We start from the raw sequence: 18,251 nt of genomic DNA, 5'->3' as shown, positions 1-18,251 counted from the left end.
CGAAATTCACAGAAATATAGCACTCCTGAATATCTTTGTCTATTTAGGTAATTTGGCTTGAATATTCGATCATTTTTTTGTAGAATTTGCCACCTTACACATAACTTGCCATTTTGGCGTAATATTAACTACACGCGGTGTCAGTCTCTGAACTCGATAGCGGCGTGGCTTCAAATCGAGGTTTTCCATGAAACAAGGTATTCACCCTAATTATGTAGAAATTACTGCAACCTGCTCTTGTGGTAATGTGATTAAAACTCGCTCAACTGTGGGTAAAGATTTAAATCTAGACGTTTGTGGCAATTGCCACCCATTCTATACTGGTAAACAACGTGTTGTTGATACTGGTGGTCGTGTAGAACGTTTCAACAAACGTTTCAACATTCCAGGTACAAAATAATAACTAGTAAAAAATTAAACCCTGCTTCAACAGGGTTTAATTTTTTACATCACTAACGTCTTAATAACCAAAGCTTATTTCTAAATACAAGTAAGCTACTAGCATTGATTAAAATAATAATTAAGATATACAATTCCACGTAATTTTTTATTTAAACTACCTGACATTTCGGACAATAAAAGCTATTTCTTTGTCCGATAACAACACTTTCAATTTTTGTAGCACATTTTGGGCAAGGTTTGCCTTTATTCCCATAAACTAATAGTTCTTGAGCAAAATATCCAGGACGCCCATCAGGTTGAAGGAAATCTTTTAGAGTCGTTCCTCCTTGTTGAATTGCTGTAGCAAGTACTTTTTTTACCATATCAACGAGTTGAATACATTGCGCTTTTGTTAAAGTACCAGCCTGTTTCTGTGGATGTAATCCACATAAAAATAAGGTCTCATTAGCATAAATATTACCTACACCAACAACAATCGCATTATCCATTAGAAAAGTCTTAAGTGCAGTCACTTTTTTACGGCTTTTTCTCCATAAATAGTCAGCATTAAACATCTCAGAAAGTGGTTCTGGTCCTAACTTTTGAAATAAATGAAAATCATCTAATGTATCTGCCCATAACCATGCACCGAAACGACGTGGATCGTTATAGCGCAGAATCTTGCCATTATTCATTACAATATCAAGATGATCATGTTTATCAATAGAATCTGACAGCTCAACGATTCGTAAAGTTCCTGACATACCTAAATGCCCAATAATGTAACCGCACTCAGTATGAATGATAAGATATTTAGCACGCCGACTAAGTCCTGTGACTTTTTGCTGAACAATAGATATTAACTCATTACTCACCATCCAGCGTAATTTAGGTTGGCGTACAATAACTTTTTCTATGATAAAACCATCAAGATAAGGCGCAATACCATTTTTTGTTGTTTCAACTTCAGGTAATTCAGGCATGATGAATCCTTAAATTTTTGTTATAAAAAAACCCGAACATTGTCGGGCTTTTGATATTCCACCAAAATTATTTGATTTTAGCTTCTTTATAAATAACGTGTTTACGCACTACAGGATCATATTTTTTGATTTCCATTTTTTCAGGCATATTACGTTTATTTTTAGTAGTAGTATAAAAATGACCAGTTTCAGCAGTTGAAACTAATTTAATTTTCTCACGAGGTCCTTTAGCTGCCATTTTTTAGCTCCTTAGATTTTCTCGCCACGAGCACGGATATCAGCTAAAACTGCATCAATGCCTTTTTTATCAATAATACGCATACCTTTCGCAGTTAAGCGTAAAGTTACGAAACGTTTTTCACTCTCAACCCAGAAACGGTGAGTGTGTAAGTTTGGAAGAAAACGACGACGAGTCGCATTCATAGCGTGTGAACGGTTGTTACCAACAGTTGGACGCTTGCCTGTTACTTGACAGACTCTAGACATATTAATCTCCAATAAATCAAATATAAGCTCGAGCTTAGGGTTCGGATTACTTCAAAATTGCCTTCATTCTTAATGTTATCAATTTCGATAGCTACCTCGTCAGGTCGCTGTAACCGACCCGCATACTATATTAAAGGTGGTGAATTATACTCACTTTATGTTTTATTCTCAAGCCTAAATACTACATTTCCCCAAATAAATATGAAAATTTTATATGAGAAATCGAATCATAATTGAAAAGACTATAACAGTCCATTTTCAGCAAAAGAGTAATAATTACCTTTGCCAATCACAAAATGATCTAGGACCCGAATCTCAACTAATTCTGCTGCATTTTGAATGGTTTGAGTAATTCTTTTATCAGAAATACTAGGATCAGCTAGCCCAGAAGGATGATTATGCGCTAGAATTAATGCAGCAGCATTACAATAAAGTGCACTTTTAATAATTTCTCGTGGATAAACAGAAGCGGTATTAATTGTACCTAAAAACATTTCTTCTTGTTTAATTAAACGATGTTGATTATCTAAAAATAACACGAGAAAAATTTCTCTTTCTTTGTGCTCCAAAGCCATTTGTAAATAAAATCTCACATTTTCAGAGCTTTCAAACGCATGTGTAAGTTCTAATTCCTCTAATAAATAGCGTTTAGTCATTTCAGTACAAGCTTGTAATTGAATAAACTGAGTAATCCCAATCCCCTTTACTGCACAAAAATTTTTTTGTGTTGCTGAAATTAATCCTCGTAATGAACCAAAATATTGTAAAACTTGTTGAGATAAACTCATCACAGGACAACCTTTGATTCCTGTTCGTAAAAAAATAGCTAAAAGCTCCTCATCAGTAAGCGTGCTTGCGCCAAATTGCAATAATTTTTCACGCGGCATTAGAGCTATTCTTTCATTCATTTTATTTGACAATGTGTTTTTCCCTTAACTCACTAGAACAAGTGAAAAAATTAACAAACTACTTTTTAAAATAACATTCACACCGCAAGGTTTTACAACACAGATCGCAAAAATACAATTCTTTCTTCAAGAAAATTACAGTAGAATAAGGAATTCATTCATTTGAATAAAAATTCAGCAGAAGGATTCACAATGCAACAGCTTCAATCAAAACGAATTGTAGTCGGGATTACAGGTGGTATTGCAGCCTATAAGTCCATTGAATTAATCCGTTTATTGCGTAAAAGCAACGCGGAAGTACGAGTTGTTATAACTCCTGCTGCAGCTGAATTTGTTACACCGTTGACGTTACAAGCTATTTCAGGTAATGCTGTATCGCAATCCTTATTAGATCCACAAGCAGAGCTTGCCATGGGGCATATCGAATTAGCCAAATGGGCAGATGCAATTGTGATTGCACCAGCAAGTGCGGATTTCCTCGCACGCTTAACCGTAGGCATGGCAAATGACTTACTTTCTACTCTTTGTTTAGCGACAACTGCCCCAATTTTGCTTGCTCCTGCGATGAATCAACAAATGTTTGCGCAATCCATAACTCAGCAAAACCTGACCGCACTTTCTGTCCGAGGAATGGCTTTTATTGGACCAAATAGTGGCGAACAAGCCTGTGGTGACAGAGGTTTTGGGCGAATGTCAGAACCGCAAGAAATTTATGATGCACTCAGCAAGCTTTTTAACCAACAGCAAGATCTCTCTCACTTATCTGTTGCGATTACTTCGGGACCAACACGTGAAGCTATTGATCCTGTTCGTTATATAAGCAATCATAGTTCTGGCAAAATGGGCTTTGCTATTGCACGAGCCTTTGCTAAAAGGGGCGCAAAAGTTACTTTAATTACTGGTCCGGTTAATTTAGCTACCCCATCAAATGTTAGACGAATTGATGTAACATCCGCTCAAGAAATGTACCAACAAGCACTTCAAAGCGCGATCGAACATCAGCTTTTTATTGGTTGTGCCGCTGTAGCAGATTATCGCGTTGCTGAAATTGCCCAACAAAAAATAAAAAAATCAGACAATGAAATTAACCTAACACTCATTAAAAATCCTGATATTATTGCTGATGTAGGGCATTTAACAGTAAATCGTCCATTCACTGTTGGCTTTGCTGCAGAAACACAGCACATCGAACAATATGCCCAAGATAAGTTGAAACGTAAAAGACTTGATATGATTTGTGCTAATGATGTGTCAGGAGGACAGGTATTTGGTCAAGAGCAGAATAGCCTACATTTGTTTTGGCTACAAGGTAATAAAAAGTTGCCATTAACAAATAAGAACGAACTAGCCAAACAACTTGTTAATGAAATCATCGCTCGTTTCAAAGAAGTACAATAATGTATCTTAAAGTTACTCATCAACATCTTGGTAGAACGCTGTTTGCAAGTTTTGGTAAAAACCCTCAAAAAAGCTTGTACACAATATCCACATTGGTATTTCTGTATTATTAACAACAGCAAACTTATGTTCCTATACATTTTGTTTACGATAATGTATTAGTTAGAGATTATAACCCTACAGAATTAGTTGTTGAGGCAGGCGAACAGGTTAAGTTATTAGAACTTCACTATCAATAAGCAATAGTTAGAAAAAGTTATCAAGGTTGGTTACCTTGTGAAATATTAATATCATCATAAAATATGGTGTATCACGTTTTTTAAGAAAATAGGAAAAATAATGAAAAAAATTGATGTCAAAATTCTCGATCAACGTATTGGCTCTGAATTTCCCTTACCAACTTATGCTACAACAGGCTCAGCAGGTCTTGATTTAAGAGCATTAATTGATGAACCAATCACTGTCGCAGCAGGGCAAACATTGTTAATCCCAACAGGGTTATCTATCTATATTGCAGATCCTAATCTTGCAGCAGTGATTTTACCTCGTTCTGGACTTGGTCATAAACATGGTATTGTATTAGGTAATTTAGTAGGCTTGATTGATTCAGACTATCAAGGTCCATTAATGGTTTCGTTATGGAATCGTAGTAATGAACCTTTTAAAATTGATATTGGTGACCGTATTGCACAGTTAGTTTTTGTACCTGTTGTTCAAGCTGAATTTAATCTTGTCAACGAATTCACACAAACTGATCGTGGTGAAGGTGGTTTTGGTCATTCAGGTAAAAAATAAATCATGGAAAAGCCAGCAAAACGTAGTCTGAAGGAACGACGCCAGCAAGTTCTTACTGTCCTTACTCATATGTTACATTCTGAACGAGGAATGGAACGTATGACAACCGCTCGAATTGCTGAGGAAGTAGGTGTTTCAGAAGCAGCACTGTATCGTTACTATCCAAGTAAAACAAAGATGTTCGAAGCACTGATCGATAATTTAGAAAATCATTTATTTACTCGTATCACACAATCTGTAAAAAATGAAACTAACACGGCAGCACGCATTCATAATATTATGCAGATGATTTTAGATTTTGCCCGTAAAAATCCAGGATTAACTCGTATTTTAACTGGGCATGCATTAATGTTTGAAGAACCACAATTACAAGCACGGGTTGCACAGTTTTTTGATCGCCTTGAGCTTCAATTTGTAAATATTTTGCAAATGCGAAAGTTACGAGAAGGAAAAGGTTTTCAGTATGATGAACGAATCATTGCCTCACATCTCGTTAGCTTGTGCGAAGGACATTTCATGCGCTATGTACGCTCTAATTTCCGCCATTCACCAAACCAGAGTTTTGAGCAACAATGGCGATTAATTGAAACGTTATTTGCATAAAATGTAAATTTAGGTAAGAATATGATTATTCCTTGGCAAGAATTAGATGAAGAAACACTCAATAATATTGTTGAAAGTTTCATTTTAAGAGAAGGAACAGATTACGGTGTACAAGAACTTTCTCTCGCACAAAAAAAACAAAATTTAATTTCTCAAATTCAACAAGGAAATATCGTGATAGTTTGGTCTGAACTGCACGAATCAATTGATATTAAAGACAAAATGGACTTGCTTAAATAATTCTACTTTGTCGGAAACAAAATTAGTTTATGGAGGTCTTCCGTGCAAGAACAAATGCAAACTACTCAATCGATAGATCCCACGTTAGAATGGTTTCTATCTCATTGCCATATTCATAAATATCCTTCCAAAAGTACATTGATTCATGCAGGTGAAAAAGCTGAAACACTTTATTATTTAATTAAAGGATCTGTTGCTGTTTTAGTCAAAGACGAAGATGGCAAAGAAATGATTTTGACCTATTTAAGCCAAGGTGATTTCTTTGGTGAAGCAGGATTATTCGAAGAAGGGCAATTACGTTCTGCTTGGATTAAAGCCAAAAGCCCTTGTGAAATTGCAGAAATTTCTTATAAAAAATTCCGTCAATTGATCCAAGTAAACCCTGATATATTAATGCATTTATCTGCGCAACTTGCACGTCGTTTACAAAATACATCAAGACAAGTGAGTAATCTTGCTTTTTTAGATGTGACAGGTCGTATTGCTCAAACATTATTAAATCTTGCTAAAATGCCAGAAGCAATGACACACCCCGATGGTATGCAAATTAAAATTACTCGCCAAGAAATTGGTCAAATGGTTGGCTGTTCACGTGAAACAGTAGGGCGAATTCTCAAAATGTTAGAAGATCAACATTTAATTTCTGCACATGGTAAAACCATCGTTGTCTACGGTACCCGTTAAGTTTTGATGATAAAAGTGCGGTCATTTTTGACCGTATTTTTTATCCATGAAATAATGCTTAATAATTCTTATTTCTATTTAAAAGTGATAATCTATCCGAAAAAATAATGAGTAAAGGAGTAAAAAATGGGAAAAGAAGAAGTTGGGCATAATTTCCTCGCACGTTTGGGTAAAACACGTTTACGTCCAGGTGGTCGCAAGGCAACAGATTGGCTAATTGCAAACGGTGACTTTGATGCGAATAAAAAAGTATTAGAAGTTGCTTGTAATATGGCAACAACGGCAATTGGTTTAGCCAAACAATATGGCTGCTATATTGAAGGTGTCGATTTAGATGAAAATGCGCTAGAAAAAGCACGTGAAAATATTACTAATGAAGGGCTACAAGATTTAATTCATGTACAACGCGCTAACGCGATGAAATTGCCTTTTGAAGACAATAGTTTCGATATCGTAATTAATGAAGCCATGCTGACAATGCTGCCTATTGAAGCCAAACAGAAAGCAATCAAAGAATATCTTCGCGTACTCAAACCAAATGGCTTTTTATTAACTCATGATGTTATGTTAGTTGGTGATAACCATCAACAAATTCTGGAAAATATGCGCAGCGCAATTAATGTCACAGTCACCCCATTAACAAAAGAAGGTTGGAAAGCGCTATTTAATGAATGTGGATTTCGTAATGTAGATACTTATTCAGGCGAAATGACGCTCTTATCACCAACGGGTCTTATTCATGATGAAGGAGTACTTGGTACTTTTAAAATTATTAAAAATGCGCTGAAATCAGAAAATCGTGAACAGTTTAAACGTATGTTTAAAACATTCAATGATCCAAAAGATAAATTACACTTTATCGCCGTATGTAGCCAAAAATAAACACTTAAATGGGTAAAATGCAACCATCCTCTACACGAAAAGTGCAGTGCTGTTCTGGTTGCATTTGTTTTAATTGAGATTCTGTAATTGCAGTCACAAAAACTTGTGATCCACTTTTTTTCAAACGTTCCGCTAATAAAGCTCGCTTATATTCATCCAATTCAGAAGCAAAATCGTCAATCAAAAAGAGGCAATGACGTTGCTTCTGATTCATCAAATGCTCGCCTTGTGCCAAACGTAAAGCACACATAAGTAGTTTTAATTGTCCACGTGAAAGCACATCTTCTACAGGCAAACTGTTTACTTTAAAACGAAAATCTGCCTTTTGTGGACCAGAAACAGTGTAACCAATTGCACGATCACGTTCAAAGCTTTGTGCAAGTAACTCCGCATAATCACGTTCTTTTTCCCATCCTTGATGAAAGCTCACGCCAATTTCTAATTCAGGTAAAAATAACTGACAGGTTTTCTCAATTTCTGGTCGCAACGCTTCTGCATATTCTGCTCGCCATTCACTCACTTGAGCGGCTAATTTGACTAACTCAATATCCCAAATCGCTAATTGAGGATAACTTGTCACTTGTTGTAACGCCGCATTACGTTGTTTTAATAAACGATTTAAATTTACCCAAGCAAGATGGAAATGATTATGATGATGGAATAACCCCCAATCAAGAAAAGCACGTCGGTAGCTCGGTCCACCATTTAATAAAGTTAACCCTTCGGGAGTAATAAGCTGCATCGGCAATAAATGAGCAAGATCGGAAATTTTATTCCCATCTTCCCCATTAATTTTGACGATACTATTGCCCTGCCGTGTTTTTTGTAAGCCAACTGACCATTGATGTTGCCGTTCTTGGATTTTAGCATGCAAAGTAAAATGTGGCTGTTCATACGAAATTATGCGATTACTGACCGCACTTTTAAAGGAGCGACCATGCCCAAGATAGAAAATCGCTTCTAATAAACTGGTTTTCCCACTGCCGTTATTCCCTACTAAAAAGTTAAAGCCGTGATCTAATTCAAGATCCACGGCTGTTAAATTTCTAAAATTTTCAATCAGTAAGCGAGAAATAGCCATAAAGACAATAAAACTTAACTATAAACGCATAGGCATAATGACATATTCAGCGCTCGCATCTTCACAATCTTCAATTAAGCAGCTTGAAGAGGCATCTGTTAAACGCATACGCACTTGACTACATTTCAATGCGTTAAGCACATCCAAAATGTAACTAACATTAAAGCCCACTTCCATTTCCTCACCACCATAAGATACATCAATGATTTCTTCTGCAACTTCTTGTTCTGGATTAGTTGCCGTGATCTTAAGTTGGTTTTCACTCAACTGTAAACGTACGCTACGAAAACGTTCATTAGATAAAATTGCTGCACGTACAAAGGCTTGTTTTAGTAAATCCCAGTCTGCTTCAAGAATACGTGTTGCATTACGTGGTAAAACACGACGATAATCAGGAAAACGGCCATCAATCAATTTTGAAGTAAAAATAATATTCCCTAATTCAATACGCAAATTATTGGTACCGATCTGTAAACGTGCTGGCAAATCAGCATTTTCCAGTAAGCGTGCTAATTCCAATACCCCTTTACGCGGCACAATAACAGAATGATTCTGTAAATCTTGCTCTAAAGCAATAGTACAAACTGCTAGGCGATGACCATCTGTAGCCACCGTACGTAATAAATTCCCTTCGGTTTCAAACTTCATACCATTTAAAAAATAACGCGCATCTTGGTTTGCCATAGAAAACTGAGTAGCATCAATTAAGCGGCGTAATGTGCTTTGCTCAATGGTAAAATCAACCTCAGATTGCCAATCTGTTAAATTTGGATACTCTTCTGCTGGCAATGTTGAAAGATTAAATTTACTACGCCCCGATTTTACAATTGCGCGGTCTTCTTCAAAACTGACAGAAATTTCTGAACCTTCAGGTAAACTACGACATATATCTAAAAATTTTTTCGCTGGAATCGTAAAGCTACCTTGTTGAGGTGAACTTAATAACTCAGTTTGAGTTGACAGCTCAACTTCTAAATCTGTACCAGTAATGACTAAACTATCCGCATGAATTTGCAGCAATACATTATTTAATACAGGAATATTCGGGCGACTGCTCAATACACCACAAACTTGTTGCAATGGCTTTAATAGATTTTCTCTTGAAACAATAAACTGCATATTTTCCCCTTTTTACACAGATAGTGTGCGAATTAAATTTGACCAATCTTCTTGCAAAGAATGTTCCTGCTCCCTTAATTCAGCAATTTTTCGACAAGCATGCAATACTGTTGTATGATCTTTATCACCAAAATTCTTACCAATTTCTGGCAAGCTCCGATTTGTTAATTCCTTTGATAGTGCCATCGCTAATTGCCTCGGGCGGGCAATGGAACGGGAACGGCTTTTTCCTTTCAAGTCAGAGACTTTAATCCGATAATATTCTGCGACCACTTTCTGAATATTTTCAACTGTCACAAGCTTATCTTGTAACGCCAACATATCCTTTAACGTTTCTCGCACAAAATCAATCGTAATTGGCGCGCCCATAAATTCTGCATTCGCGCTCACTCGATTTAATGCCCCTTCTAAATCACGTACATTGGTACGTAATTTTTGTCCGATGAAAAATGCCACTTCTTCAGGTAAATAAATATTCTTTTCTTCAGCTTTTTTTAGCAGAATAGCAACACGAGTTTCTAATTCTGGAGGTTCGATCGCTGTGGTTAAACCCCAACCAAAACGTGATTTTAAACGTTCTTCGAGCTTTTCAATTTCTTTTGGATAACGGTCAGAAGTCAAAATAATTTGACGCCCAGTATCAAATAAACTATTAAAAATATGGAAAAATTCTTCTTGTGTTTTCTCTTTCTCTGCGAAAAATTGAATGTCATCGACTAACAACGCATCTAAAGAACGGTAGAATTTTTTAAATTCATCCATTTTATTATCGCGCACGGCATTGACCATTTGCTGCATAAAATTATTAGCATGAATATAGAGCACGCGTGCATTGGGGTTACGTAATAAGATGCCATTACCAATTGCATGTAATAAGTGCGTTTTACCTAAACCCGTTCCACCATATAGAAATAATGGATTAGAGCTTTGTTCACCAGGATTATCCGCGACTTTTTGTGCAACAGCACGCGCTAATTGGTTAGATTTACCTTCAACAAAATTTTCAAATAGATGCTTGGGATTTAAATAAGAACGAATTACCATTTGTGGCTTTTCGTCTTTGTTAACCTTAGGTTGTTTATTTTCAGCTTGGATAGGTTTTACTTCAGGTTTCACTCCCACTCTCACTTGAACCACTAATTCAGCCTGCCCACTTAACTCTTGTGCCACTTTGGTTAATTGTGCTAAATAACTTTCATCCACTTTCTGCTTAATAAATACATTTGAAGCATACAAAACAATCATATTTGGCGCACTAAAATCTGCCTGTAACGGACGTAGCCATGTACTAAAATCCGTCAGTGAAATTTGGTCTTGCAGCTGTAATAGGCATTCTTGCCAAAGGGAAGACAGGTCTGGTTTCATATTCTATTATCGTTATAGTTAAAAATTTATTGAAAGAAATTCCGCCAAAAGCGCGGTTTTAAGAAAGTCAATTCTACAATAAACTCGGGTAAAGATCTGCATTTAAGGCTTAAAAAAAACGAAAAAGGTTGCTTGAGATTTTCACTAAAAACCGTATAATTTTGACCGCACTTTTGCTTTTTACTAGGAAAACTGAGATTTATTTACTCATTTTGCCTATTCTAATTTGACGAACGTTGAATTTATGATTACAATTCCGTTCCTTAATTTTATTAATCCTTGTTTTCAAGATTACTGAACAATTTTTTGATTTAGGTAAATTATAGTTATGAAACGTACATTTCAACCATCAGTATTAAAACGTAGCCGTACACACGGTTTCCGTGCGCGTATGGCGACAAAAAACGGCCGTCAAGTTTTAGCTCGTCGTCGTGCTAAAGGTCGCAAATCGTTATCGGCATAATCCACACACTATTAGTGTGATTAAGCTGAATTTTTCGAGGGAGTTACGTTTGTTAACTCCCATTCATTTTAAATACGTCTTTGAACAGCCGTTCCGTGCTAGTACGCCTGAAATCACTATTCTTGCCCGTCCAAATAACCTTTCACACCCACGTTTAGGTCTTACTGTTGCGAAAAAACATTTAAAAAGAGCGCATGAGCGTAACCGTGTTAAACGTTTATGCCGTGAAAGTTTTCGTTTATTACAACACAAACTTCCTCATTACGATTTTGTGATTGTAGCAAAACAAGGTATAGGCAGGTTAGATAACCGTACTTTGAATCAAACACTGGATAAATTATGGCAACGACATATTCGTTTGGCTCAAAAATCTTGATTGGATTAATTCGTATTTACCAAGTTGTCATTAGTCCACTTATTGGTCCTCGCTGTCGTTTTACCCCGACTTGCTCTTGTTATGGTATTGAATCATTAAAAACACATGGTGCAATAAAAGGGAGTTGGCTTACACTAAAACGTATATTAAAATGTCATCCTTTAACCGAGGGTGGATACGATCCAGTTCCACCAAAGATCAATAACAAAAAAGAGAAAAAATAATGGACTCAAGACGTAGCCTGTTAGTCATCGCACTACTCTTCATTTCTTTTCTTGTTTATCAGCAATGGCAGCTTGATTATCACGCACCAAAGCCTATTGCAACTGAACAAGTAAAAGTTTCTTCCGATGTGCCTGCAAGTTCAGCCTCATCAACATCAGATATTTCTACTGTTACACAAATGCAGGGACGTATTATTACGTTAGAAAATGATGTTTTCCGTTTACAAGTTGATACATTAGGTGGTGATGTTATTAGTTCTGAATTATTAAAATATGATGCAGAGCTAAACTCAAATACACCATTTACTTTATTAACAAATAAACCTAATCATGTATATATCGCGCAAAGTGGTTTAGTGGGTAAAGATGGTATTGATACTAAAGCTGGGCGTGCTAACTATCAAGTTGAGAGCGATGTATTTAAACTTGCAGAAGGTCAAAACGAGCTTGTTGTTCCATTTGTATTTGAAAAAGAAGGCATCACTTATCGTAAGATTTTCATTCTAAAACGCAGTGCTTATGATGTTGCTGTTAACTTTGAAATTAATAACCAAAGTGGTAACAATATTGAAGTTGAGCCTTATGGTCAATTACGCCATACTTTAGTTGAAGATACAGGTAATGTTGCAATGCCAACCTATACTGGTGGTGCATATTCTTCTTCTGAAACTAATTATAAAAAGTATAGTTTTGATGATATGCAAAAAGCCAACCTGGCGATTTCAACAAAAGCGGGTTGGGTTGCAGTATTACAACATTACTTTGTATCCGCTTGGATCCCAAATCAAGATGATGACAATCAACTTTACAGCTTAACAGATAAAGCCAATAATCTTGTGTCTATTGGTTATCGTGGTCCAGCGACAGTTATCCCAACGGGCGCAACAGAAACGATTAAAAGTACGCTTTGGACAGGTCCAAAACTACAAAATGAAATGGCAACAGTTGCAAATCATTTAGATTTAAGTGTTGACTATGGTTGGGCATGGTTCATTGCTAAACCATTATTCTGGTTACTTACATTCATCCAGAGCATTGTACAAAACTGGGGTCTTGCTATCATTGGTGTTACTTTAGTGGTCAAAGCATTACTATATCCATTAACCAAAGCACAATATACTTCTATGGCTAAAATGCGTATGCTTCAGCCAAAATTACAAGAAATGCGCGAGCGTTTTGGTGAAGATCGTCAACGTATGAGTCAAGAGATGATGAAATTGTACAAAGATGAGAAAGTAAACCCATTAGGTGGTTGTTTACCAATTCTACTTCAAATGCCAATTTTCATTGCATTATATTGGACATTCTTAGAAGCAGTAGAATTACGTCATGCTCCATTCTTCGGTTGGATTCAAGATCTATCTGCACAAGATCCATACTATATCTTACCAATTTTAATGGGAGCATCAATGTTCTTATTGCAAAAAATGTCACCAACGCCAGTAGCTGATCCAACACAGCAAAAAGTAATGAACTTTATGCCAATATTATTTACAGGATTCTTCCTATTCTTCCCATCTGGCTTAGTGCTATACTGGTTAGTATCCAACTTGATTACTATTGCTCAGCAACAGCTCATTTATCGAGGCTTAGAGAAAAAAGGTTTACATTCTCGCCATAAATAAACTGAGCTAAATGAATCTAAAAGGCATCAATTTGGTGCCTTTTGTTTTAATACTAAAGTGCGGTTATTTTTAAGAGAATTTTTATGAAAGAAACTATCGTTGCACAAGCAACTGCACCTGGTCGTGGTGGCATTGGGATTCTACGCGTATCTGGTCCTAAAGCTATCGAAGTGGCAAATGCAGTATTAGGTAAATGTCCCAAACCACGTATAGCAGATTATTTACCTTTTAAAGATCTTGATGGCACAATATTAGATCAAGGCATTGCACTTTATTTCAAATCACCTCATTCATTTACTGGTGAAGACGTACTAGAATTACAAGGCCATGGCGGTCAAATAGTCCTTGATCTCCTACTTAAACGCATTTTACAAATCGATGGATTACGTTTAGCACGTCCTGGTGAATTCTCTGAACAAGCATTCCTAAATGATAAGCTTGATTTAGCCCAAGCAGAGGCTATTGCAGACTTAATTGATGCAAGTTCTGAACAAGCTGCACGTTCAGCTTTGAAATCTTTACAAGGTGAATTTTCCAAAAAAATAAATCAACTAGTAGATAGTGTGATTTATTTACGAACATATGTAGAAGCTGCAATTGATTTCCCAGATGAAGAAATCGATTTTTTAGCGGATGGCAAAATTGAAGCGCATCTAAATGAAATTATTGCTCAACTAGATAAAGTATGTTCTGAAGCCAAGCAAGGCTCAATTCTACGTGAAGGAATGAAAGTTGTTATTGCTGGTCGACCTAATGCAGGTAAATCAAGTTTATTAAATGCGTTAGCAGGACGTGAAGCTGCTATTGTTACTGATATTGCTGGGACAACACGTGATGTGTTACATGAGCATATTCATATTGATGGCATGCCATTGCATATTATCGATACAGCGGGCTTACGTGAAGCAACTGATGAAGTTGAACGTATTGGTATTGTGCGTGCATGGAGTGAAATTGAACAAGCAGATCGGATTTTACTCATGTTGGACAGTACAGAGCCTAATAACCAAGATTTAGAGAATGTACGGGCAGAATTTTTAACTAAGCTCCCAACAACGATTCCAGTGACAATTGTACGTAATAAAGCAGATTTAAGCGGTGAAACAGAAGCATTAAAAAAACAAGATGGTTACACTGTGGTAACACTCTCAGCTAAAACACAGCAAGGCATCGATTTACTGCGTGAACACTTGAAGCAATCTATGGGCTATCAAACAAGTATGGAAGGTGGTTTCCTTGCTCGTCGTCGCCATTTAGAAGCCCTCGAAAAAGCAGCAGAACATTTACAACAAGGCTATATTCAACTGACTCAATTCTACGCAGGCGAGCTATTAGCAGAAGAATTACGAATGGTACAAAATCATTTAAGTGAAATTACAGGTCAATTTACTTCGGATGATTTATTAGGCAATATATTCAGTTCATTCTGTATTGGTAAATGATCAGCAACAAAGTGCGGTCAAAATTTTAAAAATTCCAACCGCACTTTGTTCTAAACACATCTAACTCGTAACAAATCTTGTTTATTCAATGACTTATCTTGCCAACCAGAAATAATAGCCAATGGTTGCAATCACAAAGACACAAATAATATTCAGTACAACACCTGCTCTTATCATTTCGCTTTGTTTAATATCACCTGTACCAAACACAATTGCATTTGGCGGTGTAGCCACTGGTAACATAAAGGCACAAGATGCTCCTAATCCAATGATTAAGGCTAAACCAAGTTCTGGCATATTCAATGATTGTGCAATTGAGATGAAAATCGGTACCAGTAACGCAGCACTTGCTGTATTGGAAGTAAATTCAGTTAAGAAAATAATAAAGGCTGCGACCACTAAACCAATTAAATAGAAGTGCCCACCATCAATCAAGAATACAATACCATCTGCAAGTACTTTACTTGCGCCAGAATCTCTTAATACTGCACTTAATGTCAAACCACCACCAAATAGCATCAAGACTCCCCAATCCGTATTTTCTTGAATTTGTTTCCAAGTTGCGACGCCTGTCGTACAAATTGCCACAGCCGCTAATAATGCAATTACACTATCAAAACTGGCAATATTCTTTTCTAAACCAAGCAAGCTAGATACCGCAGGATTAATCTTGCTACTGAATACCCAACACAACGCAATAACAACGAAAATCACTAATGTTGTAATGCGTTTACCATTCATTTCAATTGCATCAAATGTTTTTTCAAAATGGACATTTAATTTAGGTTTAAACACAATATAAAGTGTACCAATCATGATTGGCATTAAAATCAACATAATTGGTAAACCATAAGCTAACCAATCAGAAAAGGTTAGATTTAATTGAGAAGCGACAATTGCATTAGGCGGGCTACCTACTAAAGTACCCATCCCACCGATATTGGCACTATAAGCAATACCTAACAAAATAAAAACATAAGTATTATGATTCGCTTCTCTATCCATTTGGCTTAATACACCCATTGCGAGTGGTAACATCATCGCGGCGGTTGCCGTATTACTCATCCACATTGATAAAAACGCGGTAATAGAGAAAAGGTAAATGCTTGCTAGGAACAAGCGACCATTTGCTAATGCCATAATTTTATTGGCAATCATACGATCAAGGTGTTGAATATGTAATGCGGTTGCTAAGGCAAAACCACCAAAGAAAAGGAAAATTGTTGGATTCGCAAATTCAGCAAGAGCAGCTTTAGTTGTGACTAAGCCTAGGCTAATAGCAAGTAAAGGAACAAGTAGTGCTGTTACTGTGACATGTAATGCCTCTGTCAACCAGAGTACAGCAATAAAAACAAGTAATGCTAAACCTTTATTAGCTTTTGCATCAAAAGGTAGCGCATTGAGTAAAACAAAAAATATGACAATATCTAATAGAAAAATAATGGCATTACGATTCAAGCCATTTTTTACTGGGGTCTCTGCGACATTCATAATATTATCCTTCTAAAATAAACAACCAAAAGAGACAAGACTGCTCAGCTTATAAGCAGAATTCATCAGAAAGTTAGCATTATGTTAACAAAAAGCAACAAATTTCTTATGGATTTGTGAACAAACGCATAAAAATGAGCGAATAATAAAAAAGTGCGGTCAAAATTTTAACAATTTTTTAACCGCACTCTTTATTTTTACTTAAAATTAAAATACGCTATTCTTCGCTAAATTCATCAAGTTCTAAAGGTTCTTGAGAAAGGATAATGCCAGTTAAATCAGCATAGACATAATCTTCGGGAAAAAACGTCACACCACCAAAATTAACAGGCACATCAGTTTCACCACTATTATCTCTATCCGCGCCAACAGGAATTGGTGCTAAGGCATGAATGCCAATATCAATATTTTCTAATTGTTGAATTTGGCGTACTGCACCATAAACAATAATACCTTCCCAACCATTATCTGCTGCTAATTGAGCTAGCTCCGCATCAATCAACGCTCGGCGTACAGCGCCACCACCATCAATCAGTAATACGCGTCCTTCACCGTTTTCTTCTAAAATTTCTGTAATCAGTCCATTATTTTCAAAGCATTTTACCGTTGTCACTTTACCATAAAAACAACTTACACCGCCAAAACTTGAAAAAATAGGCTCTACTACATCTACTTGATCAAGATAAATATCACAAAGCTCAGAAGTATCAATGTACATAACATTACCTTATTTTGCAGAAAATTAATTTTGTTAGTATATGCCTATTGCTAACTGAGAAGCAAGCCTAAACTAAACAGTCCGTTGATAAGTAATGCAATTAACGACATTTGTGCCAACATTGGACGTAACGCAAGAGGATCTTTATGCCGATAAACAAAAACTCCATGTTTTATTAACCAAGGCAAAGCTAAAACAAATAAAAAAGCAGTCATCTTTTGCACATAAACGATATTGAAAATACAATAACATGACATCGCAACTATCAATAATAAGCAATGATAACGCCGTCCATTTTCTGTACCGAGACGAACTGCCAGCGTATTTTTTCCAACTTTACGATCTTGCTCAATATCACGCAAATTATTAATATTTAGCACTGCACTGGCCAGTAACCCTGTAGCAATAGCAGGTAATAAAATAGCAAAATTAAGTTGTTGAGCTTGTAAATAATAAGTGCCACCCACCCCTAAAATCCCAAAAAAGAGTAATACAGATAGATCGCCTAACCCCATATAGCCATAGGGTTTTGTTCCCACAGTATAAGTAATTGCTGCAACAACAGCTAATACACCCAATAAACTAAACGCTAACAAATCTGCCATATTTTGATATGCCACAACAATAAGCAAAGCGCCACAACATAAACTTGCAATCGCAACAACAATTAAGCCTATTTTTAGCTGTTCAGCATTGATTATTCCCTGCTGAATTCCTCGTAAAGGACCAATACGCTCCGCAGTATCCGAGCCTTTTTGATGATCACCATAGTCATTAGCAAAATTTGATAAGATTTGTAATAAAATTGTGGTAAGTAAACAAAGTAACGTTATTGTCCAATTGAATTTACCAGACCACACTGCTAATGCTGCACCAGTAATAATTGAGGCAATGGCAAGCGGCAATGTTTTCGGTCTTGCTGTTTCAATCCACATCCTAACGGCATTTTTTGTCATAAAAATCACTTATAAAAAGAAAAAAGCACGA

22 protein-coding genes are annotated in these 18,251 nt (G+C 36.3%); 12 read left to right on the top strand and 10 right to left on the bottom strand.

Features of this window, described 5'->3' with window-relative positions; all coding sequences use genetic code 11:
* The first annotated feature begins 187 nt into the window (after positions 1-187).
* Positions 188-400 (top strand): 50S ribosomal protein L31, encoded by a 213-nt coding sequence (rpmE, locus tag C0975_RS00800; RefSeq protein WP_101774509.1) that lies wholly within the window; start codon positions 188-190, stop codon positions 398-400.
* 151 nt (positions 401-551) lie between these two features.
* Here the strand turns inward: rpmE and mutM are convergent, their stop codons facing one another.
* The 4 genes from mutM to radC all read right to left on the bottom strand — a co-directional run bounded on the left by mutM (position 552) and on the right by radC (position 2,758).
* Complete coding sequence (gene mutM, locus C0975_RS00795; RefSeq protein WP_101774508.1) at positions 552-1,364, bottom strand: bifunctional DNA-formamidopyrimidine glycosylase/DNA-(apurinic or apyrimidinic site) lyase; 813 nt, start codon at positions 1,362-1,364, stop codon at positions 552-554.
* Positions 1,365-1,431: 67 nt separating this feature from the next.
* A complete protein-coding gene (rpmG, locus tag C0975_RS00790) occupies positions 1,432-1,602 on the bottom strand; it encodes a 50S ribosomal protein L33 (RefSeq protein ID WP_049214582.1) in 171 nt (56 codons plus the stop codon).
* Positions 1,603-1,613: 11 nt separating this feature from the next.
* Positions 1,614-1,850: a 50S ribosomal protein L28 gene (rpmB, locus tag C0975_RS00785; protein WP_046339539.1), complete on the bottom strand. Its 237-nt coding sequence runs from the start codon at positions 1,848-1,850 to the stop codon at positions 1,614-1,616.
* 242 nt (positions 1,851-2,092) lie between these two features.
* Complete coding sequence (gene radC, locus C0975_RS00780; RefSeq protein ID WP_101774507.1) at positions 2,093-2,758, bottom strand: RadC family protein; 666 nt, start codon at positions 2,756-2,758, stop codon at positions 2,093-2,095.
* Positions 2,759-2,950: 192 nt separating this feature from the next.
* On the opposite strand from radC, the gene coaBC reads away from it, so the two are divergent.
* The 6 genes from coaBC to C0975_RS00750 all read left to right on the top strand — a co-directional run bounded on the left by coaBC (position 2,951) and on the right by C0975_RS00750 (position 7,360).
* Positions 2,951-4,156 carry a bifunctional phosphopantothenoylcysteine decarboxylase/phosphopantothenate--cysteine ligase CoaBC gene (gene coaBC / locus C0975_RS00775; protein WP_101774506.1) on the top strand — a complete coding sequence of 402 codons (1,206 nt, stop codon included), beginning with the start codon at positions 2,951-2,953 and terminating at the stop codon, positions 4,154-4,156.
* A gap of 339 nt (positions 4,157-4,495) precedes the next feature.
* Entirely contained in the window at positions 4,496-4,951 is a 456-nt protein-coding gene (gene dut, locus C0975_RS00770) for a dUTP diphosphatase (protein ID WP_101774505.1), read from the top strand.
* A 3-nt stretch (positions 4,952-4,954) separates the two neighbouring features.
* A complete protein-coding gene (slmA, locus tag C0975_RS00765) occupies positions 4,955-5,554 on the top strand; it encodes a nucleoid occlusion factor SlmA (protein ID WP_101774504.1) in 600 nt (199 codons plus the stop codon).
* 21 nt (positions 5,555-5,575) lie between these two features.
* Positions 5,576-5,794 carry a YheU family protein gene (locus C0975_RS00760; RefSeq protein WP_101774503.1) on the top strand — a complete coding sequence of 73 codons (219 nt, stop codon included), beginning with the start codon at positions 5,576-5,578 and terminating at the stop codon, positions 5,792-5,794.
* Positions 5,795-5,836: 42 nt separating this feature from the next.
* Positions 5,837-6,478: a cAMP-activated global transcriptional regulator CRP gene (crp, locus tag C0975_RS00755; protein ID WP_046339545.1), complete on the top strand. Its 642-nt coding sequence runs from the start codon at positions 5,837-5,839 to the stop codon at positions 6,476-6,478.
* Between the two features lie 126 nt (positions 6,479-6,604).
* Positions 6,605-7,360: a class I SAM-dependent methyltransferase gene (locus C0975_RS00750; protein ID WP_101774502.1), complete on the top strand. Its 756-nt coding sequence runs from the start codon at positions 6,605-6,607 to the stop codon at positions 7,358-7,360.
* A 4-nt stretch (positions 7,361-7,364) separates the two neighbouring features.
* Here the strand turns inward: C0975_RS00750 and recF are convergent, their stop codons facing one another.
* Genes recF through dnaA form a run of 3 tightly spaced genes read right to left on the bottom strand, consistent with a single transcriptional unit; the run spans position 7,365 to position 10,925 of the window.
* Complete coding sequence (gene recF, locus C0975_RS00745) at positions 7,365-8,441, bottom strand: DNA replication/repair protein RecF (protein ID WP_101774501.1); 1,077 nt, start codon at positions 8,439-8,441, stop codon at positions 7,365-7,367.
* An 18-nt stretch (positions 8,442-8,459) separates the two neighbouring features.
* Positions 8,460-9,560 carry a DNA polymerase III subunit beta gene (dnaN, locus tag C0975_RS00740; protein WP_101774500.1) on the bottom strand — a complete coding sequence of 367 codons (1,101 nt, stop codon included), beginning with the start codon at positions 9,558-9,560 and terminating at the stop codon, positions 8,460-8,462.
* Positions 9,561-9,572: 12 nt separating this feature from the next.
* Positions 9,573-10,925 carry a chromosomal replication initiator protein DnaA gene (gene dnaA, locus C0975_RS00735; protein WP_101774499.1) on the bottom strand — a complete coding sequence of 451 codons (1,353 nt, stop codon included), beginning with the start codon at positions 10,923-10,925 and terminating at the stop codon, positions 9,573-9,575.
* Between the two features lie 328 nt (positions 10,926-11,253).
* Between dnaA and rpmH the strand changes: the two genes are divergently transcribed.
* The 5 genes from rpmH to mnmE all read left to right on the top strand — a co-directional run bounded on the left by rpmH (position 11,254) and on the right by mnmE (position 15,055).
* Positions 11,254-11,388, top strand: a complete 135-nt coding sequence (gene rpmH, locus C0975_RS00730; RefSeq protein WP_005539760.1) for a 50S ribosomal protein L34 — start codon at positions 11,254-11,256, stop codon at positions 11,386-11,388.
* A 16-nt stretch (positions 11,389-11,404) separates the two neighbouring features.
* Positions 11,405-11,764 carry a ribonuclease P protein component gene (gene rnpA / locus C0975_RS00725; RefSeq protein WP_101774498.1) on the top strand — a complete coding sequence of 120 codons (360 nt, stop codon included), beginning with the start codon at positions 11,405-11,407 and terminating at the stop codon, positions 11,762-11,764.
* Positions 11,728-11,988, top strand: coding sequence for a membrane protein insertion efficiency factor YidD (gene yidD / locus C0975_RS00720; RefSeq protein WP_101774497.1), 261 nt, complete (start codon positions 11,728-11,730; stop codon positions 11,986-11,988). Before rnpA ends, yidD begins: the two co-directional genes overlap by 37 nt.
* Positions 11,988-13,613, top strand: a complete 1,626-nt coding sequence (gene yidC / locus C0975_RS00715) for a membrane protein insertase YidC (RefSeq protein ID WP_101774496.1) — start codon at positions 11,988-11,990, stop codon at positions 13,611-13,613. The genes yidD and yidC overlap by 1 nt, the downstream gene beginning before the upstream one ends.
* 83 nt (positions 13,614-13,696) lie before the next feature.
* Positions 13,697-15,055: a tRNA uridine-5-carboxymethylaminomethyl(34) synthesis GTPase MnmE gene (gene mnmE / locus C0975_RS00710; protein ID WP_101774495.1), complete on the top strand. Its 1,359-nt coding sequence runs from the start codon at positions 13,697-13,699 to the stop codon at positions 15,053-15,055.
* 93 nt (positions 15,056-15,148) lie between these two features.
* On the opposite strand, the gene C0975_RS00705 is transcribed toward mnmE, so the two are convergent.
* The 3 genes from C0975_RS00705 to C0975_RS00695 form a co-directional block, all read right to left on the bottom strand.
* The gene (locus tag C0975_RS00705) at positions 15,149-16,546 is read right to left on the bottom strand and encodes a DASS family sodium-coupled anion symporter (protein WP_101774494.1); all 1,398 of its coding nucleotides are present in this window, start codon (positions 16,544-16,546) and stop codon (positions 15,149-15,151) included.
* Between the two features lie 217 nt (positions 16,547-16,763).
* Complete coding sequence (rraA, locus tag C0975_RS00700) at positions 16,764-17,264, bottom strand: ribonuclease E activity regulator RraA (protein WP_101774493.1); 501 nt, start codon at positions 17,262-17,264, stop codon at positions 16,764-16,766.
* Between the two features lie 50 nt (positions 17,265-17,314).
* Positions 17,315-18,220, bottom strand: a complete 906-nt coding sequence (locus C0975_RS00695; protein WP_101774492.1) for a 1,4-dihydroxy-2-naphthoate polyprenyltransferase — start codon at positions 18,218-18,220, stop codon at positions 17,315-17,317.
* Between the last annotated feature and the right edge of the window lie 31 nt (positions 18,221-18,251).

The sequence above is a fragment of the Pasteurella oralis genome, from assembly GCF_002850605.1.
Lineage (GTDB): Bacteria > Pseudomonadota > Gammaproteobacteria > Enterobacterales > Pasteurellaceae > Pasteurella > Pasteurella oralis.
The sequence above is the reverse complement of the archived record's forward strand: the minus strand, read 5'-3'. Positions and strand labels throughout refer to the sequence as shown.